Raw genomic sequence first — 17546 nt, 5'->3', positions numbered from 1 at the left:
ACCTCACCGCGCCCGTCCTGCTCAGACATCTCCGGCCACCCCCTTTCCGTCACGGTCACTCTCAGTATCGGGGGCACCACTGACAACGAGCTCCCGCTCCTGCCGCGAGCGGCGCCTGGGCACCGGCGGGAGGGTCTGCCCGGGCAGCGGCGGGACGGGGAACCCGCCCGCCATCGGGTCGAACTCGGCAGGCCCGGGCCTCGGTTCGGCGGCCGCCTTCCGGTCGCGGAGGATGTCGACCACCCACAGGACGAGCAGCAGGCCGACGACGGCTCCGCAGACGTAGAGCACGATCTGCGAGAAGTCGTAGCCCTCGTCGCGCAGGGTGCGCACGGTGGCGACCATCATCAGCCAGACCAGCGAGACCGGGATGAGCACCTTCCAGCCGAGCTTCATCAGCTGGTCGTAGCGGACCCGCGGCAGCGAGCCGCGCAGCCAGATGAAGAAGAACAGCAGCAGCTGGACCTTGACGACGAACCAGAGCATCGGCCACCAGCCGTGGTTCGCGCCCTCCCAGAACGTCGAGACCGGGTACGGGGCCCGCCAGCCGCCGAGGAACAGCGTCACGGCCACCGCCGAGACGGTCACCATGTTGACGTACTCGGCGAGCATGAACATCGCGAACTTGATCGACGAGTACTCGGTGTTGAAGCCGCCGACGAGGTCGCCCTCGGACTCCGGCATGTCGAACGGCGCCCGGTTGGTCTCCCCGACCATCGTCACCACGTAGATGATGAACGAGACCGGCAGCAGGACGACGAACCAGCGGTCCGCCTGGGCGTCGACGATCGCGGAGGTCGACATGGACCCCGAGTACAGGAACACCGACGCGAAGGCGGCTCCCATGGCGATCTCGTAGGAGATCATCTGCGCGCAGGAGCGCAGTCCGCCGAGCAGCGGGTACGTCGAGCCCGAGGACCAGCCGGCCAGCACGATGCCGTAGATGCCGACCGAGGCGACCGCGAGGACGTAGAGCATCGCGATCGGCAGGTCGGTGAGCTGCAGCGCGGTGCGGGTGCCGAAGATCGAGACCTCGTTGCCGGCCGGTCCGAAGGGGATGACCGCGATGGCCATGAACGCCGGGATCGCGGCGACGACCGGCGCCAGGACGTAGACGACTTTGTCGGCGCGCTTGACGACCAGGTCCTCCTTAAGCATCAGCTTGATGCCGTCGGCGAGGGACTGCAGCAGCCCCCAGGGACCGTGCCGGTTGGGGCCGATGCGCAGCTGCATCCAGGCGACGACCTTGCGCTCCCACACGATGGAGAAGAGCACCGTCACCATCAGGAACGCGAAGCAGAAGACGGCCTTGACCGCGACGAGCCACCAGGGGTCCGTGCCGAACACCGACAGGTCTTCCGCCGCCAGGTACGCCGGGTCTGCCGCGGCGAGCGGGAGTGCGGCGAGGGACATCACGCGGACACCTCCGGTGTCTCGATCGGCGCGGGCGCGGGCTCGGCGGCGGCGAGCCGCACGACCTCGCCGGTGCGGGAGCCGAGATCGGAGTACACGCCGTCGCCGCGGGAGTTGAGCGGCAGCCAGACCACCCGGTCGGGCATGGCGGTCACCCGCAGCGGCAGGGTCACGGTGCCGGCGGAGCCCGCGACGGTCAGCAGCTCGCCGTCCGCGACCCCCGCCTCGGCGGCGGTGGCCTCCGAGAGGCGGGCGAGGGCGGCGTGCCGGGTGCCCTCCAGGGCCTTGTCGCCCTCCTGGAGCCGGCCCTGGTCGAGCAGCAGCCGGTGGCCGGCGAGGACCGCCTCTCCGGGGGCGGGCTTCGGCAGCGCGGCCGACAGCTCGCGCGGCTCGCCGGCCCGCGGGCCCTCCCAGGGACCGAGCCGGTCGATCTCGCGGCGCACCGCGCGGACGTCGGGCAGCGCGAGGTGCGTGTCCATGGCGTCGGCGAGCATGTGCAGCACGCGGGTGTCGGTCGGCGGCAGGGTGCGGGTCATGTGCTCGGGCTTGAGCGCCGCCTCGAACATCCGGGCCCGTCCCTCCCAGTTGAGGAAGGTGCCCGCCTTCTCGGCGACGGCGGCGACCGGGAACACGACGTCCGCGCGGTCGCTCACCTCGCTCGGCCGCAGCTCCAGGGAGACCAGGAAGCCGACCGCGTCCAGGGCGGCCCGCGCGCGGGCCGGGTCGGGCAGGTCCGCGACCTCGACGCCGGCGACGACGAGCGCCCCCAGCTCGCCGGTGGTCGCGGCCTCCAGGATCTGGCCGGTGTCGCGCCCGTAGCCGTGCGGCAGTTCGCGCACCCGCCACAGGGCGGCGACCTCCTCGCGGGCGCGCGGGTCGGTGGCCGGGCGGCCGCCGGGCAGCAGGGCGGCGAGCGCCCCCGCCTCCAGGGCCCCGCGCTCGCCCGCGCGGCGCGGGATCCACACCAGCCGCGCCCCGGTCGACGCGGCGGCCCGTACGGCGGCGGTGAGCGCGCCGGGGACGGACGCCAGCCGCTCGCCGACGACGATCACCGCGCCGCTCTCGCGCAGCGCCTGCGCGGCCGCCTCGGCGTCGGCCTCCAGGCCGCTGCCGCCGGCCAGCGCGTCGAGCCACTCGGTCTCCGTGCCGGGCGCGGCGGGCAGCAGGGTGCCGCCCGCCTTGGTCAGCCCGCGGGTCGCGTGGGTGGCGAGCGCGTAGGTGCGCTGGCCGCGCTTGCGGTGGGCCTTGCGCAGCCGCAGGAAGACGCCCGGGGCCTCCTCCTCGGCCTCGATGCCCGCCAGGAGCACGGCCGGGGCCTGCTCCAGGAGGGTGTACGTGAGGCCCGAGCCGTCCAGGTCCCGGCCGCGGCCGGCCACCCGGGCGGCCAGGAAGTCGGCCTCCTCGCCGCTGTGCGGGCGGGCCCGGAAGTCGATGTCGTTGGTGTCGAGGGCGACCCGCGCGAACTTGGCGTACGCGTAGGAGTCCTCGACGGTCAGCCGGCCGCCGGTCAGGACGCCGGCCCGGCCGCGCGCCCCGAGCAGCCCCCGGGCGGCGGCCTCCAGGGCCTCCGGCCAGCTGGCGGGCTCCAGGGCGCCGGTCCCGGCGTCGCGCACGAGGGGCGTGTCCAGGCGGTCACGCTGCTGCGCGTAGCGGAACCCGAAGCGGCCCTTGTCGCAGAGCCACTCCTCGTTGACCTCCGGGTCGTCCGCCGCGAGCCGCCGGACGACCTTGCCGCGCCGGTGGTCGGTGCGGGTCGCGCAGCCGCCCGCGCAGTGCTCGCACACGCTCGGCGCGGAGACCAGGTCGAAGGGGCGGGAGCGGAAGCGGTAGGCGGCCGAGGTGAGCGCGCCGACCGGGCAGATCTGGATGGTGTTGCCGGAGAAGTACGACTCGAACGGGTCGCCGTCCCCGGTGCCGACCTGCTGGAGCGCACCGCGCTCGATCAGCTCGATCATCGGGTCGCCGGCCACCTGGTTGGAGAAGCGGGTGCAGCGCGCGCACAGCACGCACCGCTCGCGGTCCAGGAGCACCTGCTGGGAGATCGGCACCGGCTTCTCGTAGGTGCGCTTGCGCCCCTCGAAGCGGGAGTCGGCCTGCCCGTGGGACATCGCCTGGTTCTGCAGCGGGCACTCGCCGCCCTTGTCGCAGACCGGGCAGTCCAGCGGGTGGTTGATGAGCAGCAGCTCCATCACCCCGTGCTGCGCCTTCTCGGCGACGGGGCTGGTCAGCTGGGTCCGCACCACCATGCCGTCGGTGCAGGTGATGGTGCAGGACGCCATCGGCTTGCGCTGGCCCTCGACCTCGACGATGCACTGCCGGCAGGCGCCGACCGGGTCCAGGAGGGGGTGGTCGCAGAAGCGGGGGATCTCGATGCCGAGGAGCTCGGCGGCCCGGATCACCAGGGTGCCCTTGGGGACCCGGATGTCGAACCCGTCGATGGTCACCGCGACGAGATCTTCCGGCGGGACCGCTGCCCCGCCGCCCGAGGGGGCGGACGTGGTCACCGTCATGCGTTCACCTCCTGGTGCTCGTCGGCCCACAGGGTCGACTTGGCCGGGTCGAAGGGGCAGCCCTGGCCCGTGATGTGCTGCTCGTACTCCTCGCGGAAGTACTTCAGCGAGGAGAAGATCGGCGACGCGGCTCCGTCGCCGAGGGCGCAGAAGGACTTGCCGTTGATGTTGTCGGCGATGTCGTTCAGCTTGTCGAGGTCGTCGATCGAGCCCTTGCCGGCCTCGATGTCGCGGAGCAACTGGACCAGCCAGTAGGTGCCTTCGCGGCACGGAGTGCACTTGCCGCAGGACTCGTGGGCGTAGAACTCCGTCCACCGGGTCACCGCGCGGACCACGCACGTGGTCTCGTCGAAGCACTGCAGCGCCTTGGTGCCGAGCATTGAGCCGGCGGCGCCGACGCCCTCGTAGTCCAGGGGGACGTCGAGGTGCTCGTCGGTGAACATCGGGGTGGAGGAGCCGCCGGGGGTCCAGAACTTCAGGCGGTGCCCGGGGCGCATCCCGCCGCTCATGTCGAGGAGCTGGCGGAGCGTGATGCCGAGCGGGGCCTCGTACTGGCCGGGACCCGCGACGTGGCCGCTGAGCGAGTAGAGCGTGAAGCCGGGGGACTTCTCGCTGCCCATCGACTTGAACCAGTCCTTGCCACGGTTCAGGATCGCGGGAACCGACGCGATGGACTCCACGTTGTTCACGACAGTGGGGCACGCGTAGAGACCGGCGACGGCGGGGAAGGGAGGACGCAGCCGCGGCTGCCCACGGCGGCCTTCCAGCGAGTCGAGCAGCGCGGTCTCCTCACCGCAGATGTACGCGCCCGCGCCCGCGTGCACCGTGATGTCGAGGTCGAGCCCGCTGCCGAGGACGTTCTCGCCCAGGTAGCCCGCCTCGTACGCCTCGCGGACGGCCTCGTGCAGTCTGCGCAGGACGGGCACGACCTCGCCGCGCAGGTAGATGAACGCGTGCGAGGACCGGATCGCGTAGCAGGCGATGACGATGCCCTCGATCAGGCTGTGCGGGTTGGCGAAGAGGAGGGGGATGTCCTTGCAGGTGCCGGGCTCGGACTCGTCGGCGTTGACGACGAGGTAGTGCGGCTTGCCGTCGCCCTGCGGGATGAACTGCCACTTCATGCCGGTCGGGAAGCCGGCCCCGCCGCGTCCGCGCAGACCGGAGTCCTTCACGTACGCGATCAGGTCGTCCGGCGACATCGCGAGCGCCTTGCGCAGGCCCTCGTAGCCGTCGTGGCGGCGGTAGGTCTCCAGCGTCCACGACCTGGGGTCGTCCCAGAACGCGGAGAGCACCGGGGAGAGCAGCTTCTCCGGGGATTCGACGGTCATCACTTGTCCCCCTCCTTGTGCACGGGCTCCGCGGGGTTGGCCGGGTCGGAGGCGGCGGTGCGCTCGCCGGCGTCGTTCGCGCTGAGGTGCTCCGCGCCCTTGTCCGCCGGGCTGCCGGGGGCCTCGTCGCCGGACTGCGAGCGCTGGGTGACCACCCGGGTGGGGCCCGACTCGCCCTTGGCGAGCCGGAGTCCGGCGAGCGAGGCCGCGCCGGCCCCGCCGGACTCCTCGACCGCGCCGGGGCGCTGGTCGGGGAAGCCGGCCAGGATGCGGGCGGTGTCCTTGAACGTGCACAGCCGCGCGCCGCGGGTGGGCTCGACCGGGCGGTCGGCCCGCAGGTCGTCCACGAGCGCCTTGGCGGAGGCGGGCGTCTGGTTGTCGAAGAACTCCCAGTTGACCATCACGACCGGGGCGAAGTCGCAGGCCGCGTTGCACTCGATGTGCTCCAGGGTGACCTTGCCGTCCTCGGTGGTCTCGCCGTTGCCGACGCCGAGGTGCTCCTTCAGCTCGTCGAAGATCTGGTCGCCGCCCATCACCGCGCAGAGCGTGTTGGTGCAGACGCCCACCTGGTAGTCGCCCGAGGGCTTGCGCCGGTACATGCTGTAGAAGGTCGCCACCGCGTTGACCTCGGCCGTGGTCAGGCCGAGGAACTCCGCGCAGAAGGCCATCCCGGTGCGGGTGACGTGCCCTTCCTCGGACTGCACCAGGTGCAGCAGCGGCAGCAGCGCCGAGCGGGAGTCCGGGTAGCGGGCGACGATCTCGCGCCCGTCCGTCTCCAGCCGGGCGAGGACGTCGGCCGGGTAGGCGGGGGCGGGCAGCTGTGGCATGCCCAGGCTGACGCCTTGGTTTCCGGTCGGTGCGGTCACCGGTCGACGCCTCCCATCACGGGGTCGATGGACGCGACGGCGACGATGACGTCGGCGACCTGGCCGCCCTCGCACATCGCCGCCATGGCCTGCAGGTTGGTGAAGGACGGGTCGCGGAAGTGGACCCGGTAGGGGCGGGTGCCGCCGTCGGAGACGACGTGCACGCCGAGTTCGCCCTTCGGCGACTCGACCGCGGCGTAGGCCTGGCCGGCGGGGACCCGGAAGCCCTCGGTCACCAGCTTGAAGTGGTGGATCAGGGCCTCCATGGAGGTGCCCATGATGGTCTTGATGTGGTCGAGCGAGTTGCCGAGCCCGTCCGCGCCGATGGCCAGCTGCGCCGGCCAGGCGATCTTCTTGTCCGCGACCATGACCGGGCCCGTCGGGCTCAGCCGGTCCAGGCACTGCTCGACGATCCGCAGCGACTGCCGCATCTCCTCCAGGCGGATCAGGAACCGCCCGTACGCGTCGCAGGTGTCGGACGTCGGCACCTCGAAGTCGTACGTCTCGTAGCCGCAGTACGGCTGCGCCTTGCGGAGGTCGAAGGGGAGGCCGGCGGAGCGAAGGATCGGGCCGGTGGCGCCGAGCGCCATCGCCCCGGTCAGGTCCAGGTAGCCGACGTCCTGCATGCGCGCCTTGAAGATCGGGTTCCCGGTGGCGAGCTTGTCGTACTCCGGGAGGTTCTTCTTCATCGTCCTCACGAACTCGCGCAGCTTCTCCAGCGCGCCCGCCGGGAGGTCCTGGGCGAGCCCGCCGGGGCGGATGAACGCGTGGTTCATGCGCAGGCCGGTGATCAGCTCGTAGAGATCGAGAACGAGTTCACGATCGCGGAAGCCGTAGATCATGATCGTGGTCGCGCCGAGCTCCATGCCGCCGGTGGCGATGCACACCAGGTGCGAGGAGATCCGGTTCAGCTCCATGAGCAGCACGCGGATGACGGACGCCCGGTCGGGGATCTGGTCCTCGATGCCGAGCAGCTTCTCGACGCCCAGGCAGTACGCCGTCTCGTTGTAGAACGACGTCAGGTAGTCCATGCGCGTGACGAAGGTGGTGCCCTGCGTCCACGTGCGGTACTCGAGGTTCTTCTCGATGCCCGTGTGCAGGTAGCCGATGCCGCAGCGGGCCTCGGTGACGGTCTCGCCGTCGATCTCCAGGATCAGCCGCAGCACGCCGTGCGTGGAGGGGTGCTGGGGGCCCATGTTGACGACGATCCGCTCGTCGTCGGCCTTGGTCACCGACTCGGCCAGCTCGTCCCAGTCGCCGCCGGTGACGGTGTAGACGCTGCCCTCGGTGGTCTCGCGGGGAGTTGTGGGTGGTGTGGTCACGAGTACGACCTCCGCTGGTCCGGAGCCGGGATCTGGGCGCCCTTGTACTCGACGGCGATACCGCCGAGCGGGTAGTCCTTGCGCTGCGGGAAGCCCTGCCAGTCGTCCGGCATCATGATCCGGGTCAGCGCCGGATGCCCGTCGAAGACGATCCCGAAGAAGTCGTACGTCTCGCGCTCGTGCCAGTCGTTGGTCGGGTACACGCTGACCAGCGACGGGAGGTGCGGGTCGGCGTCCGGGGCGGTGACCTCGAGCCGGATCAGCCGGTTGTGGGTCAGCGAGCGCAGGTGGTAGACGGCGTGCAGCTCGCGGCCCTTGTCTCCTGGGAAGTGGACCCCGGAGACGCCCGTACACAGCTCGAACCGCAGCGCGGGGTCGTCGCGCAGCGTCCGTGCGGCGGTGAGCAGGTGCTCGCGCTCGATGTGGAACGTCAGCTCTCCGCGGTCGACGACCGTCCGGTCGATGACGTTCTCCGGGACGAGTCCCTGCTCCTCCAGCGCGCCCTCGAACTCGTCGGCGACCTCGTCGAACCAGCCGCCGTAGGGCCGGGACGAGGCGCCGGGCAGGGCGACGGTGCGGACCAGTCCGCCGTAACCACTGGTGTCGCCGCCGTTGTTCGCGCCGAACATGCCCTTGCGGACGCCGATGACCTCGTCGCCGGCGTCGCCGCGCTGCGCGGGGAGGGCCTCGGGGCCGGTGCGGCCGTTGAACTCCTCGCTCACCGGAGCAGCCCCTTCATCTCGATCAGCGGGAGCGCGGTGAGCGCGGCCTGCTCGGCCTCCTGGGCCGCTTCCTCCGCGTTGACGCCGAGCTTGCCGCCCTGGATCTTCTGGTGGAGCTTGAGGATCGCGTCCATCAGCGCCTCGGGCCGCGGCGGGCAGCCGGGCAGGTAGATGTCGACCGGGAGGATGTGGTCGACGCCCTGGACGATCGCGTAGTTGTTGAACATGCCGCCCGAGGACGCGCAGACGCCCATCGAGATGACCCACTTGGGGTTCGCCATCTGGTCGTAGACCTGGCGGACGACCGGCGCCATCTTCTGGCTGACCCGGCCGGCGACGATCATCAGGTCGGCCTGGCGCGGCGAGCCGCGGAAGACCTCCATGCCGAAGCGGGCCAGGTCGTAGCGGCCGGCGCCGGTCGTCATCATCTCGATCGCGCAGCAGGCGAGGCCGAAGGTCGCGGGGAAGAGGGAGGACTTGCGTACCCAGCCCGAGGCCTGTTCGACGGTGGTGAGCAGAAAGCCGCTCGGGAGTTTCTCTTCGATGCCCATGGTGTCTGTCCCTCAGCCCTTCAGTCCCATTCCAGGCCGCCGCGCCGCCAGACGTAGGCGTAGGCGACGAAGACGGTGAGCACGAAGAGCAGCATCTCCACGAGCCCGAACAGCCCCAGGGCGTCGAAGCTCACGGCCCAGGGGTAGAGGAAGACGATCTCGATATCGAAGATGATGAAGAGCATCGCCGTCAGGTAGTACTTGATCGGGAACCGTCCGCCACCGGCCGGGGTCGGGGTCGGCTCGATTCCGCACTCGTAGGCTTCGAGCTTGGCCCGGTTGTAGCGCTTCGGTCCGATCAGCGCGGCCGCGGCCACGGAGAAGATCGCAAAGCCTGCCCCGAGGGCTCCCAGTACGAGGATGGGCACGTACGCGTTCACCAGTCCTCGCTCCTCTCAGTCGGCACTGACTGCATCGGCGGCGCCGGGCCCTTCTCCCCGTCCGCGGCCGGCGCCTTGCACCGGTGCGGACGTCGAAGATCGTGCTTTTGTGAAGCACGTCACAAGCCCAACTGCCGTGCATCCTATGCCTGTCCGTCTGTGATCTGCGACACGGGGTGGGGGAGCGACTTTGTGATCTCGGCCACCTGACGAAGGATCATGAAGCCGGATGAGCGGTGAGCTACGCACCGGAAGCTCCGAAGTGATCACGAGAGGTGACATTCGGACGAGAAACTGCAGGTCGGGGACGTGCGTTCTCTACCAAGAGTACGACGTTCAAGCAAATTGGAGCTGGACCGGGGAGGCTGGTATAGGCCCTCGGACCGCTTCCGCGAGGTGCGCCGGCCGGGGTCCGGCCGGCGCCCGGAGGTCGTCCCACCCCTCTCGCCGCACCCCCGCTCGTGCGCGTGCTCACGTTCACGAGCGGTGCAGGCGGGCGGCGCACGGCGGACGCGTACCGGACAAGACGGGACGTTTGTCCGCGCGGCCCCGCGGGGAGGCGTGGAGAAGCGGTGAGGGCGGGGCGGCGGGGTGGTGACCGGAGTGCGGCGGGGTGGTGCGGGGGCGCGCGCCGGGCGGGGTCACGGGTGGCGACCGTTTCGGTTTCGTGACCTGCGCCACGCCTCCGGCGGCCCGCGAAAAGCGGGCTTGGCCAAGCTCCTCAATCGGTGGTAGGACGCGGCCATTTCGGACATTATGTTGAAACCCCGTGCTCACAGCGGCAATTCACAATGCCCGAAATTCCCGATAAGGCGGCAATAAAGAGGGGTGATCTTCGGCTGCGGCTGTGAACACGGCCAACTGTGGCGCACCACACGTTTCTTGAGCTCGTCCCGGAAGCCTTGATACCGGTTGTCCCATGTCCCACACCGCTCACACGCCCCGCCACCGGAAGCCCAGCCGTGCCGGCGCCAAGCGCGCCATCGCCTCCAGCGTGGCCGGCGGCGTCCTCAGCACCCTCGCCGTGACCGGCGCGGCCGGCCCCGCGAACGCCTCGGAGCCGGTGACCGAGACCATAGAGATGCCGACGCTGACCTCCGAACTCGCCTCCTTCACGGCGCGGTCGGCGACGGCCACCCAGACCGCCGCGGACGCCATCGACGTCCAGGCCCGGCAGGCGCAGCAGGACGCCGCCGCCACCCAGGCCGCCAAGGACGCGAAGAAGGCGCACACCAAGGCCGAGAAGGCGGCCGAGGAGGCCCGCCAGAAGGCCGAGGCCGCCGCCGAGGCGCGCGAGGCCGCCGCGAAGGAGGCCGCCGCCGAGCGCGCCTCCCGCTCCGAGGCCCGCACGACCCTCAGCGCCGCCGCGCCGGCCTCGAACGGCTCGGGCACGTCCGCCGGTTCGTCCTCCGACTCCGGCAGCTCCTCCGTCGCCTCCGGCTCCGCCGCCGCCGTGGTCGCCTTCGCCAAGGCGCAGATCGGCGACGCGTACGTCTCCGGCGGCACCGGCCCGAACTCGTGGGACTGCTCGGGCCTCGTCCAGGCCGCCTACCAGCAGGCCGGCGTCAGCCTGCCGCGCGTCTCGCAGAGCCAGTCGACCGCGGGCACCCAGGTCGGCCTCGACAACCTCCAGCCCGGCGACATCCTCTACTGGGGCTCCGCCGGCAGCGCGTACCACACCGCGATCTACGTGGGCGGCGGCCAGTTCGTCGGCGCCCAGAACCCGGGCACCGGCACCGTCCAGGCCAGCCTGGACTACGACCCGCCGACCGGCGCGGTCCGCGTCCTCTGACCCGCTCCCCCCGGTCAGCACACCCGGCGCGACACCCGGACACACCTGAGGGCCGCCGTCTCCCCGCTCGGAGACGGCGGCCCTCGGCCGTGCGGTGCCGGGGCGCGGGAGCGCCCCCGCACCAGATGCGGTTCAGGCCTTCGGCGCGACCTTGCTCAGGCCGTTGATGATGCGGTCCATCGCGTCGCCGCCCGTCGGGTCGGTGAGGTTGGCGAGCATCTTGAGGGTGAAGCGCATGAGGACCGGATGGGTCAGGCCGCGCTGGGCCGCGATCTTCATGACCTTCGGGTTGCCGATCAGCTTCACGAAGGCGCGGCCGAGCGTGTAGTAGCCGCCGTAGGTCTCCTTGAGGATGCGCGGGTAGTTCTGGAGCGCCAGCTCGCGCTGGGCGTCGGTCGCGCGGGCGTGGGCCTGGACGATGACGTCCGCGGCGATCTGGCCGGACTCCATCGCGTAGGCGATGCCCTCGCCGTTGAACGGGTTGACCAGGCCGCCGGCGTCGCCGACCAGGAGCAGGCCCTTGGTGTAGTGCGGCTGGCGGTTGAACGCCATGGGGAGGGCCGCGCCGCGGATCGGGGTGGTCATGTTGTCCGGGGTGAAGCCCCAGTCCTCCGGCATCGAGGCGCACCACGCCTTCAGGACCTCGCGCCAGTCGAGCTCCTTGAACGCGGAGGACGAGTTCAGGATGCCGAGGCCGACGTTGGACGTGCCGTCACCCATCCCGAAGATCCAGCCGTAGCCGGGCAGCAGCCGGTCCTGCTCGCCGCGGCGGTCCCACAGCTCCAGCCAGGACTCCAGGTAGTCGTCGTCGTGGCGCGGCGACTGAAAGTAGGTGCGCACGGCGACGCCCATGGGGCGGTCCTCTCGGCGGTGCAGGCCCATGGCGAGCGACAGCCGGGTGGAGTTGCCGTCGGCGGCGACGACGAGCGGGGCGTGGAAGGTGACGGGGAGCTTCTCCTCGCCGAGCTTCGCGTGCACGCCGGTGATCCGGCCGGTGCGCTCGTCGCGGATCGGCTCGCCGACGTTGCAGCGCTCGTAGAGGCGCGCGCCGGCCTTCTGGGCCTGCCGGGCGAGCTGCTCGTCGAAGTCGTCGCGCTTGCGGACCAGGCCGTAGTCCGGGTACGAGGCGAGGTCGGGCCAGTCGAGCTGGAGGCGGACCCCGCCGCCGATGATCCGCAGGCCCTTGTTGCGGAGCCAGCCGGCCTCCTCGGAGATGTCGATGCCCATCGACACCAGCTGCTTGGTGGCCCGCGGCGTCAGACCGTCGCCGCACACCTTCTCGCGCGGGAAGGCGGTCTTCTCCAGGAGCAGCACGTCGAGCCCCGCCTTGGCGAGGTAGTACGCCGTCGTGGACCCGGCGGGACCGGCCCCGACGACGATCACATCTGCGGTGTGTTCGGACAGGAGCTCGGTCACGGCGTGGACCCCCGAGGGCTCGGAATCGGCGTACGCGCGACAGGGCCGCGGCACTGGGACTGCGACAAGTCTATTCAGCCGGTCGCGCCGTCCGCGGAACGGGCACGGTCCGGCCCCCGCCCGCACCGGCCGGGGCTCCGGGGGCGCGCGCGTCGGGGGCGCGGGAGGCGTACGGCGGCGGCCCGGCGGGCACGCGACGGGGAGCGCCGGACTTCCGGGCGACGGGTCGCGGCCCGTACCCTTCGAGTACGTACGGTTGGGGATGAGGCACTATGCGAGAACCATCCGAGGTACCTGAGGTGCCCGAGGTACCTGAGGTGAAGGTCCCGAAGTTCGTCGGGATGGTCGCGCTGGACGCGCGTGAGGCCGCCGCCGAGCGCGATCTGGTCCTGGAGTCGCCGACCACGCCCGATCTGCCCGGGCTCTCCCTCGAGTACGTCGTCCGCCAGTACCCCGAGCCCGGTGTGTACGTGCCCTGGGGCGCGGTCGTCACCGTGTGGTTCGACTTCGGCGGCGAGGATCCCGGCGGCGGCGCCGGCGTCCGCGAGCCCCGGCTGCCCGGCCCGCCGGACGGCGGACTCCGCGTCGAGCTGGACGAGCCGCGCCCGGCCCCGCAGCGGCCGCTGGACGAGCCGGACGACGGTCTGGCCCCGGCGGTCGACCGGGCGTAGGCGCACGCGGTGCCCGGGCGCCCGCACGGCGCCCGGCCCCGCCCGGGGCCCCTCGGCCCCGGTCAGACCTGCTTGGTCCCCCGGTGCAGGGTGACGACGCCCCCGGTCAGGTTCCGCCAGGCCACGTCCGACCAGCCGGCCCCCTGCAGCTCGCGCGCGAGCCCGGCCTGGTCGGGCCAGGCACGGATCGACTCGGCGAGGTAGACGTACGCGTCCGGGTTGGACGACACCGCGCGGGCGACCGGGGGCAGCGCCCGCATCAGGTACTCGGTGTAGACGGTCCGGAACGGGGCCCAGGTCGGGTGCGAGAACTCGCAGATCACGACCCGCCCGCCCGGCTTCGTCACCCGGTACAGCTCCCGCAGCGCGCCCTGGGTGTCCTGCACGTTGCGCAGCCCGAACGAGATCGTCACCGCGTCGAAGGCGTCGTCCCGGAACGGCAGCCGGGTCGCGTCGCCGGCCGTCACCGGCAGCCACGGGTTGCGGCGCTTGCCCACCCGCAGCATGCCGAGCGAGAAGTCGCACGGCACCACGTACGCGCCGCTCGCCGCGAACGGCAGCGACGAGGTCGCGGTGCCGGCCGCGAGGTCGAGGATCTTCTGCGCGGGCCGCGCGTCGACCGCCTTCGCGACCTCCTTGCGCCACAGCCGCGCCTGCCCGAGGGAGAGCACGTCGTTGGTCAGGTCGTAGTTCGCCGCCACGCCGTCGAACATCGAGGCGACTTCGTGCGGCTGCTTGTCCAGGGATGCGCGGGTCACGGGCCCATTCAAGCAGGCGCGCGGCGGCCGTCGGCGGGCGGCGGGCGGGTCGGCGGGACGACGGGGGCGTGGCGGGCCACGGAGACGGGAGGCCGCGGGGGTGCGGGGGCCGGGCGCTGTACCGGCTCAGCGGCGGCGGTGGACCATGCGGCCGCCGAGGACCGTCACCACGCAGCCGTCCGCGTCGTGGACGGACAGGTCGGCGGGGGCGCCCGCTTCCAGGCGGGGTGCCCGGCCCGCCGGGACGCGGCGGAGTCCCGAGCGGGTGAGGGCGGCGCGGACGGCGGGGGCGAGGGTGTCCGGTCCCGGGAGGTCGTCGACGACGGCCGTGACGCCCGCGGCGAGCAGGGTGTGGATGCCGCGGCGGGCCGACTCCCCGGTGTCGTCGGGGCGCTCGGGGAGGTGGGCGTCGGGGTGGAAGGTGTCCACCAGGAGGGCGCGCAGGCTGCCCTCGTACAGCCGGCCGGGGCCGAGTACGCCCGGCCAACGGCGCACCCGCGCACCGGGGCACGCGGCCGCGACCTCGTCGTACGGGCCGACCGCCGCGATCACCGCGCCGTCGGCGGCGACCGCCGGGCCGCCGTCCGCGACGTGGATCGTCCGCACCGCCGCGCGCTCCCGTCCCGCCTCAGTTGGCGTCGAGGAGCTTGAGCTCGGGGTGGGCTGTGCCGCCGGCGATCGCGGTGGAGGAGATGTGCGAGACGACGCGGTCGTCGACCGGGTCGTTCGCCGGGTCGTCGTGGACGACGAGGTGCTCGTAGGTGGTCGCACGCTGGGCGGGGACGCGGCCGGCCTTGCGGATCAGGTCGATGATCTCCAGCCGGTTGGAGCGGTGCTTCGCGCCGGCCGACGAGACGACGTTCTCCTCCAGCATGATCGAGCCGAGGTCGTCCGCCCCGTAGTGCAGGGAGAGCTGGCCGACCTCCTTGCCGGTGGTGAGCCAGGAGCCCTGGATGTGGGCCACGTTGTCGAGGAAGAGGCGGGCGATGGCGATCATCCGCAGGTACTCGAAGAGCGTGGCCTGGGTGCGGCCCTTGAGGTGGTTGTTCTCCGGCTGGTACGTGTACGGGATGAACGCGCGGAAGCCGCCCGTCCGGTCCTGCACGTCGCGGATCATGCGCAGGTGCTCGATGCGCTCGGCGTTGGTCTCGCCGGTGCCCATGAGCATCGTGGACGTGGACTCGACGCCCAGGCCGTGCGCGATCTCCATGATCTCCAGCCAGCGCTCGCCGCTCTCCTTCAGGGGGGCGATGGCCTTGCGCGGGCGGGCGGGCAGCAGCTCCGCGCCGGCGCCCGCGAAGGAGTCGAGGCCGGCGGCGTGGATGCGGGTGATCGCCTCCTCGACCGAGACCTTGGAGATGCGCGCCATGTGCTCGACCTCGGACGCGCCGAGGGAGTGGATGACGAGCTCCGGGAAGGCCTTCTTGATCGCGGCGAAGTTCTCCTCGTAGTACTCGACGCCGAAGTCCGGGTGGTGGCCGCCCTGGAACATGATCTGGGTGCCGCCCAGCTCGACGGTCTCCGCGCACCGGCGCAGGATGTCGTCGAGGTCGCGGGTCCAGCCCTTCTCGGTGTCCTTGGGCGCGGCGTAGAAGGCGCAGAACTTGCACGCGGTGACGCACAGGTTCGTGTAGTTGATGTTGCGCTCGATGATGTACGTGGCGATGTGCTCCGTGCCGGCGTAGCGGCGGCGGCGCACGGCGTCGGCGGCGCTGCCGAGGGCGTGCAGCGGGGCGTGCCGGTAGAGCTCCAGCGCCTCCTCGGGGCTGATCCGCCCGCCGGCCGCCGCACGGTCGAGCACGGCGGCGACGTCCACGGTCGCAAGGTCGGCGTTCTCGGTCACCGGGCGGTCCCTTCGGCGGGGGTGAGCACTTACCGATTCAGCCTACGCCAGCCCACCGACAGTCCCCGGCGGCACCCGTCCCCGCCCGCCCGCGGCCCGCTCCGCGCCCGGCGGCTCAGCCTCCGTCCCTGGTCAGCTCCGCCTCCGGCCGGCCCGCGCGGGCGTCGTCGGAGACCATCGTCAGCTGCTCGCCGGACAGCTTCAGCGTGACGCCGTGGGTGCCGGTCGTGCAGGGCGCCCCGCCGGACTTCCCGGTGTGCCGGGCGTCGGTGACGAGCTCCTTCTCCGAGGGGGCGCTGCGCAGCGTGAGCGCGTCCTGGCAGGTGAAGTTGCCGAGAGCGTCGTACTGGTCCACGGTCGCGAACCGCTTCCCGGTGCGGCCCTCGCCGATCGTGACGGTGAACGTGCCCCCTTGGGTGCGGGTGCCGAACACCTCGATGGTGAAGGGGCCCTTCCAGGTGCCGAGGAACTCCTTCGGCACGGACGCGGACCCGGTCGCGGGCGGCCGGGAGGCGGTGGCCGACGGTGACGCCTCCCCGGACGGCCGCGGCTGGGCGGCGTCCGGCGGGGAGGAGTCCGCCGAGGACGACCTGGCCGCGCCCGCCCGGTCGCCGCCGCCCTCGTCGTCGCCCCCGAGCATCGGCAGCACGAAGACCCCGCCGAGCGCCACCGCGGCCACCGCGGCGGCGAGGGACAGCGCGAGGGTGCAGCTCATCCGGCGGCCGCCGGTCTCGTGGCGCCGGTTGTCCGCGGTCATCGACAGCGCGATGCCGCCGCGCCCCTGGTCAGCCGCCCTCTTCCCCTCGCCCGGATACCCCGGCTCCCCCGGCCCCCGCGGCCTCATCGGCTCCCCCGGCGGCGGGGTCGGCGGCCCGGACGGCCTGGGCGGCACCTCGGCCCCGGAGCCGTCCCGAGCTGCGGACACCCCGCCCGCGCCGGCGCCGTAGGACGGGTCGGGCGGCCCGAACACGCCGCCCGAGGGGGTCGCGACCGGTCCGCTGAAGGGCAGCGGTCCCGAGAGCGGCGACGCGGACGGTTCGGGGCCCGCGTCCAGGTCGAGCAGCGCCACCGCGCTCCGGCTGACCTGCGCCACCAGCGCGGCGGGCAGCCAGCCGGCCGCGATCAGCTCCGCCGCACCGCCCGGGGCGAGGTCGGCGGCGAGCGCAGCGGGGGTGGGGCGGGCGGCGGGCTCCTTGGACAGGCACCGCGCCACCAGGTCGTGCAGTGCGGGATCGACGGCGCGGAGCCCTTGGAGCTCGGGTTCCTCGTGCACCACCTTGTAGAGCAGCGCCGCGGAGGAGTCGCCGGGGAACGGCGCCCGGCCGGTCGCCGCGTAAGCGAGGACGGCGCCCAGGGAGAACACGTCGGCGGCCGTGGTGACGCCCTTGCCGAGGACCTGCTCCGGGGCCATGAACCCCGGGGAGCCGACGGAGACGCCGGTCGCGGTCAGGGAGTGGGTGCCGTCGGTCGCCCGGGATATCCCGAAGTCGATCAGCCGGGGGCCGTCGAGCGTCAGGAGCACGTTGGAGGGCTTGACGTCCCGGTGCACGAGGCCGAGCCCGTGGACGTGCTCCAGGGCCTCCGCGAGGCCCGCACCCAGCGCGCGCGTCCCGGCGGGCGGAAGCGGGCCGTGGTCGGCGACCGCGCGGTCCAGCGGCGGCCCGGCGACGTAGCCGGTCGCCACCCAGGGGACCGCGGCCTCGGGGTCGGCGTCGATGACGGGGGCGGTCCAGGCCCCGCCGACCCGCCGCGCGGCGGCCACCTCGCGCCGGAAGCGGGCGCGGAACTCGCCGTCCGTCGCGAAGTGCGGGTGAACGAGCTTCACGGCGACCGTCCGGCCGCCGGCGCTGCGCCCCAGGTAGACGCGCCCCATGCCGCCCGCTCCGAGCCGCCCGAGCAGCCGGTAGGGGCCTATGACCGTCGGTTCGCCCGCGTCCAGCGGCTGCATGCCCACTCCCCCGTGAGATCCGTGAG

Annotated in this window: 15 protein-coding genes; 2 read left to right on the top strand and 13 right to left on the bottom strand. The window is 72.5% G+C overall.

Annotated elements, in window-relative coordinates; translation table 11 throughout:
- Window positions 1–21: 21 nt before the first annotated feature.
- Genes nuoH through ACFWEG_RS00170 form a run of 8 tightly spaced genes read right to left on the bottom strand, consistent with a single transcriptional unit; the run spans window position 22 to window position 9092 of the window.
- Window positions 22–1413 carry an NADH-quinone oxidoreductase subunit NuoH gene (nuoH, locus tag ACFWEG_RS00205; protein ID WP_387207415.1) on the bottom strand — a complete coding sequence of 464 codons (1392 nt, stop codon included), beginning with the start codon at window positions 1411–1413 and terminating at the stop codon, window positions 22–24.
- Window positions 1413–3923, bottom strand: a complete 2511-nt coding sequence (locus ACFWEG_RS00200) for an NADH-quinone oxidoreductase subunit G (protein WP_387207413.1) — start codon at window positions 3921–3923, stop codon at window positions 1413–1415. The genes nuoH and ACFWEG_RS00200 overlap by 1 nt, the downstream gene beginning before the upstream one ends.
- Window positions 3920–5251 carry an NADH-quinone oxidoreductase subunit NuoF gene (gene nuoF / locus ACFWEG_RS00195; RefSeq protein WP_387207411.1) on the bottom strand — a complete coding sequence of 444 codons (1332 nt, stop codon included), beginning with the start codon at window positions 5249–5251 and terminating at the stop codon, window positions 3920–3922. Before nuoF ends, ACFWEG_RS00200 begins: the two co-directional genes overlap by 4 nt.
- Window positions 5251–6078, bottom strand: a complete 828-nt coding sequence (gene nuoE / locus ACFWEG_RS00190) for an NADH-quinone oxidoreductase subunit NuoE (RefSeq protein WP_387207409.1) — start codon at window positions 6076–6078, stop codon at window positions 5251–5253. The genes nuoF and nuoE overlap by 1 nt, the downstream gene beginning before the upstream one ends.
- 35 nt (window positions 6079–6113) lie before the next feature.
- Window positions 6114–7439: an NADH-quinone oxidoreductase subunit D gene (locus ACFWEG_RS00185; RefSeq protein ID WP_387207407.1), complete on the bottom strand. Its 1326-nt coding sequence runs from the start codon at window positions 7437–7439 to the stop codon at window positions 6114–6116.
- Window positions 7436–8161 (bottom strand): NADH-quinone oxidoreductase subunit C, encoded by a 726-nt coding sequence (locus ACFWEG_RS00180; RefSeq protein WP_387207405.1) that lies wholly within the window; start codon window positions 8159–8161, stop codon window positions 7436–7438. The genes ACFWEG_RS00185 and ACFWEG_RS00180 overlap by 4 nt, the downstream gene beginning before the upstream one ends.
- A complete protein-coding gene (locus ACFWEG_RS00175) occupies window positions 8158–8712 on the bottom strand; it encodes a NuoB/complex I 20 kDa subunit family protein (protein WP_387207403.1) in 555 nt (184 codons plus the stop codon). The genes ACFWEG_RS00180 and ACFWEG_RS00175 overlap by 4 nt, the downstream gene beginning before the upstream one ends.
- Before the next feature lie 20 nt (window positions 8713–8732).
- A complete protein-coding gene (locus ACFWEG_RS00170) occupies window positions 8733–9092 on the bottom strand; it encodes an NADH-quinone oxidoreductase subunit A (RefSeq protein ID WP_387207401.1) in 360 nt (119 codons plus the stop codon).
- Window positions 9093–10011: 919 nt separating this feature from the next.
- On the opposite strand from ACFWEG_RS00170, the gene ACFWEG_RS00165 reads away from it, so the two are divergent.
- Window positions 10012–10884, top strand: a complete 873-nt coding sequence (locus ACFWEG_RS00165; protein WP_387207399.1) for a C40 family peptidase — start codon at window positions 10012–10014, stop codon at window positions 10882–10884.
- A gap of 132 nt (window positions 10885–11016) precedes the next feature.
- Here ACFWEG_RS00165 and ACFWEG_RS00160 read toward each other — a convergent pair whose 3' ends face one another.
- Window positions 11017–12300, bottom strand: coding sequence for a geranylgeranyl reductase family protein (locus ACFWEG_RS00160; protein ID WP_387207397.1), 1284 nt, complete (start codon window positions 12298–12300; stop codon window positions 11017–11019).
- 299 nt (window positions 12301–12599) lie between these two features.
- On the opposite strand from ACFWEG_RS00160, the gene ACFWEG_RS00155 reads away from it, so the two are divergent.
- Window positions 12600–12971 (top strand): PASTA domain-containing protein, encoded by a 372-nt coding sequence (locus ACFWEG_RS00155; RefSeq protein WP_387207395.1) that lies wholly within the window; start codon window positions 12600–12602, stop codon window positions 12969–12971.
- 62 nt (window positions 12972–13033) lie between these two features.
- Here the strand turns inward: ACFWEG_RS00155 and ACFWEG_RS00150 are convergent, their stop codons facing one another.
- The 4 genes from ACFWEG_RS00150 to ACFWEG_RS00135 form a co-directional block, all read right to left on the bottom strand.
- Window positions 13034–13729, bottom strand: a complete 696-nt coding sequence (locus ACFWEG_RS00150) for a demethylmenaquinone methyltransferase (protein WP_387207393.1) — start codon at window positions 13727–13729, stop codon at window positions 13034–13036.
- 126 nt (window positions 13730–13855) lie between these two features.
- The gene (locus ACFWEG_RS00145) at window positions 13856–14335 is read right to left on the bottom strand and encodes a hypothetical protein (protein ID WP_387207391.1); all 480 of its coding nucleotides are present in this window, start codon (window positions 14333–14335) and stop codon (window positions 13856–13858) included.
- A 22-nt stretch (window positions 14336–14357) separates the two neighbouring features.
- Window positions 14358–15572, bottom strand: a complete 1215-nt coding sequence (mqnC, locus tag ACFWEG_RS00140; RefSeq protein ID WP_387207389.1) for a cyclic dehypoxanthinyl futalosine synthase — start codon at window positions 15570–15572, stop codon at window positions 14358–14360.
- A gap of 115 nt (window positions 15573–15687) precedes the next feature.
- Complete coding sequence (locus tag ACFWEG_RS00135) at window positions 15688–17520, bottom strand: serine/threonine-protein kinase (protein ID WP_387207387.1); 1833 nt, start codon at window positions 17518–17520, stop codon at window positions 15688–15690.
- Between the last annotated feature and the right edge of the window lie 26 nt (window positions 17521–17546).

Origin of the sequence: Streptomyces sp. NPDC060194 (assembly GCF_042728285.1) — a bacterium.
In the GTDB taxonomy this organism is placed as follows: domain Bacteria; phylum Actinomycetota; class Actinomycetes; order Streptomycetales; family Streptomycetaceae; genus Streptomyces.
This window is presented reverse-complemented; position numbering and strand designations above follow the sequence as displayed.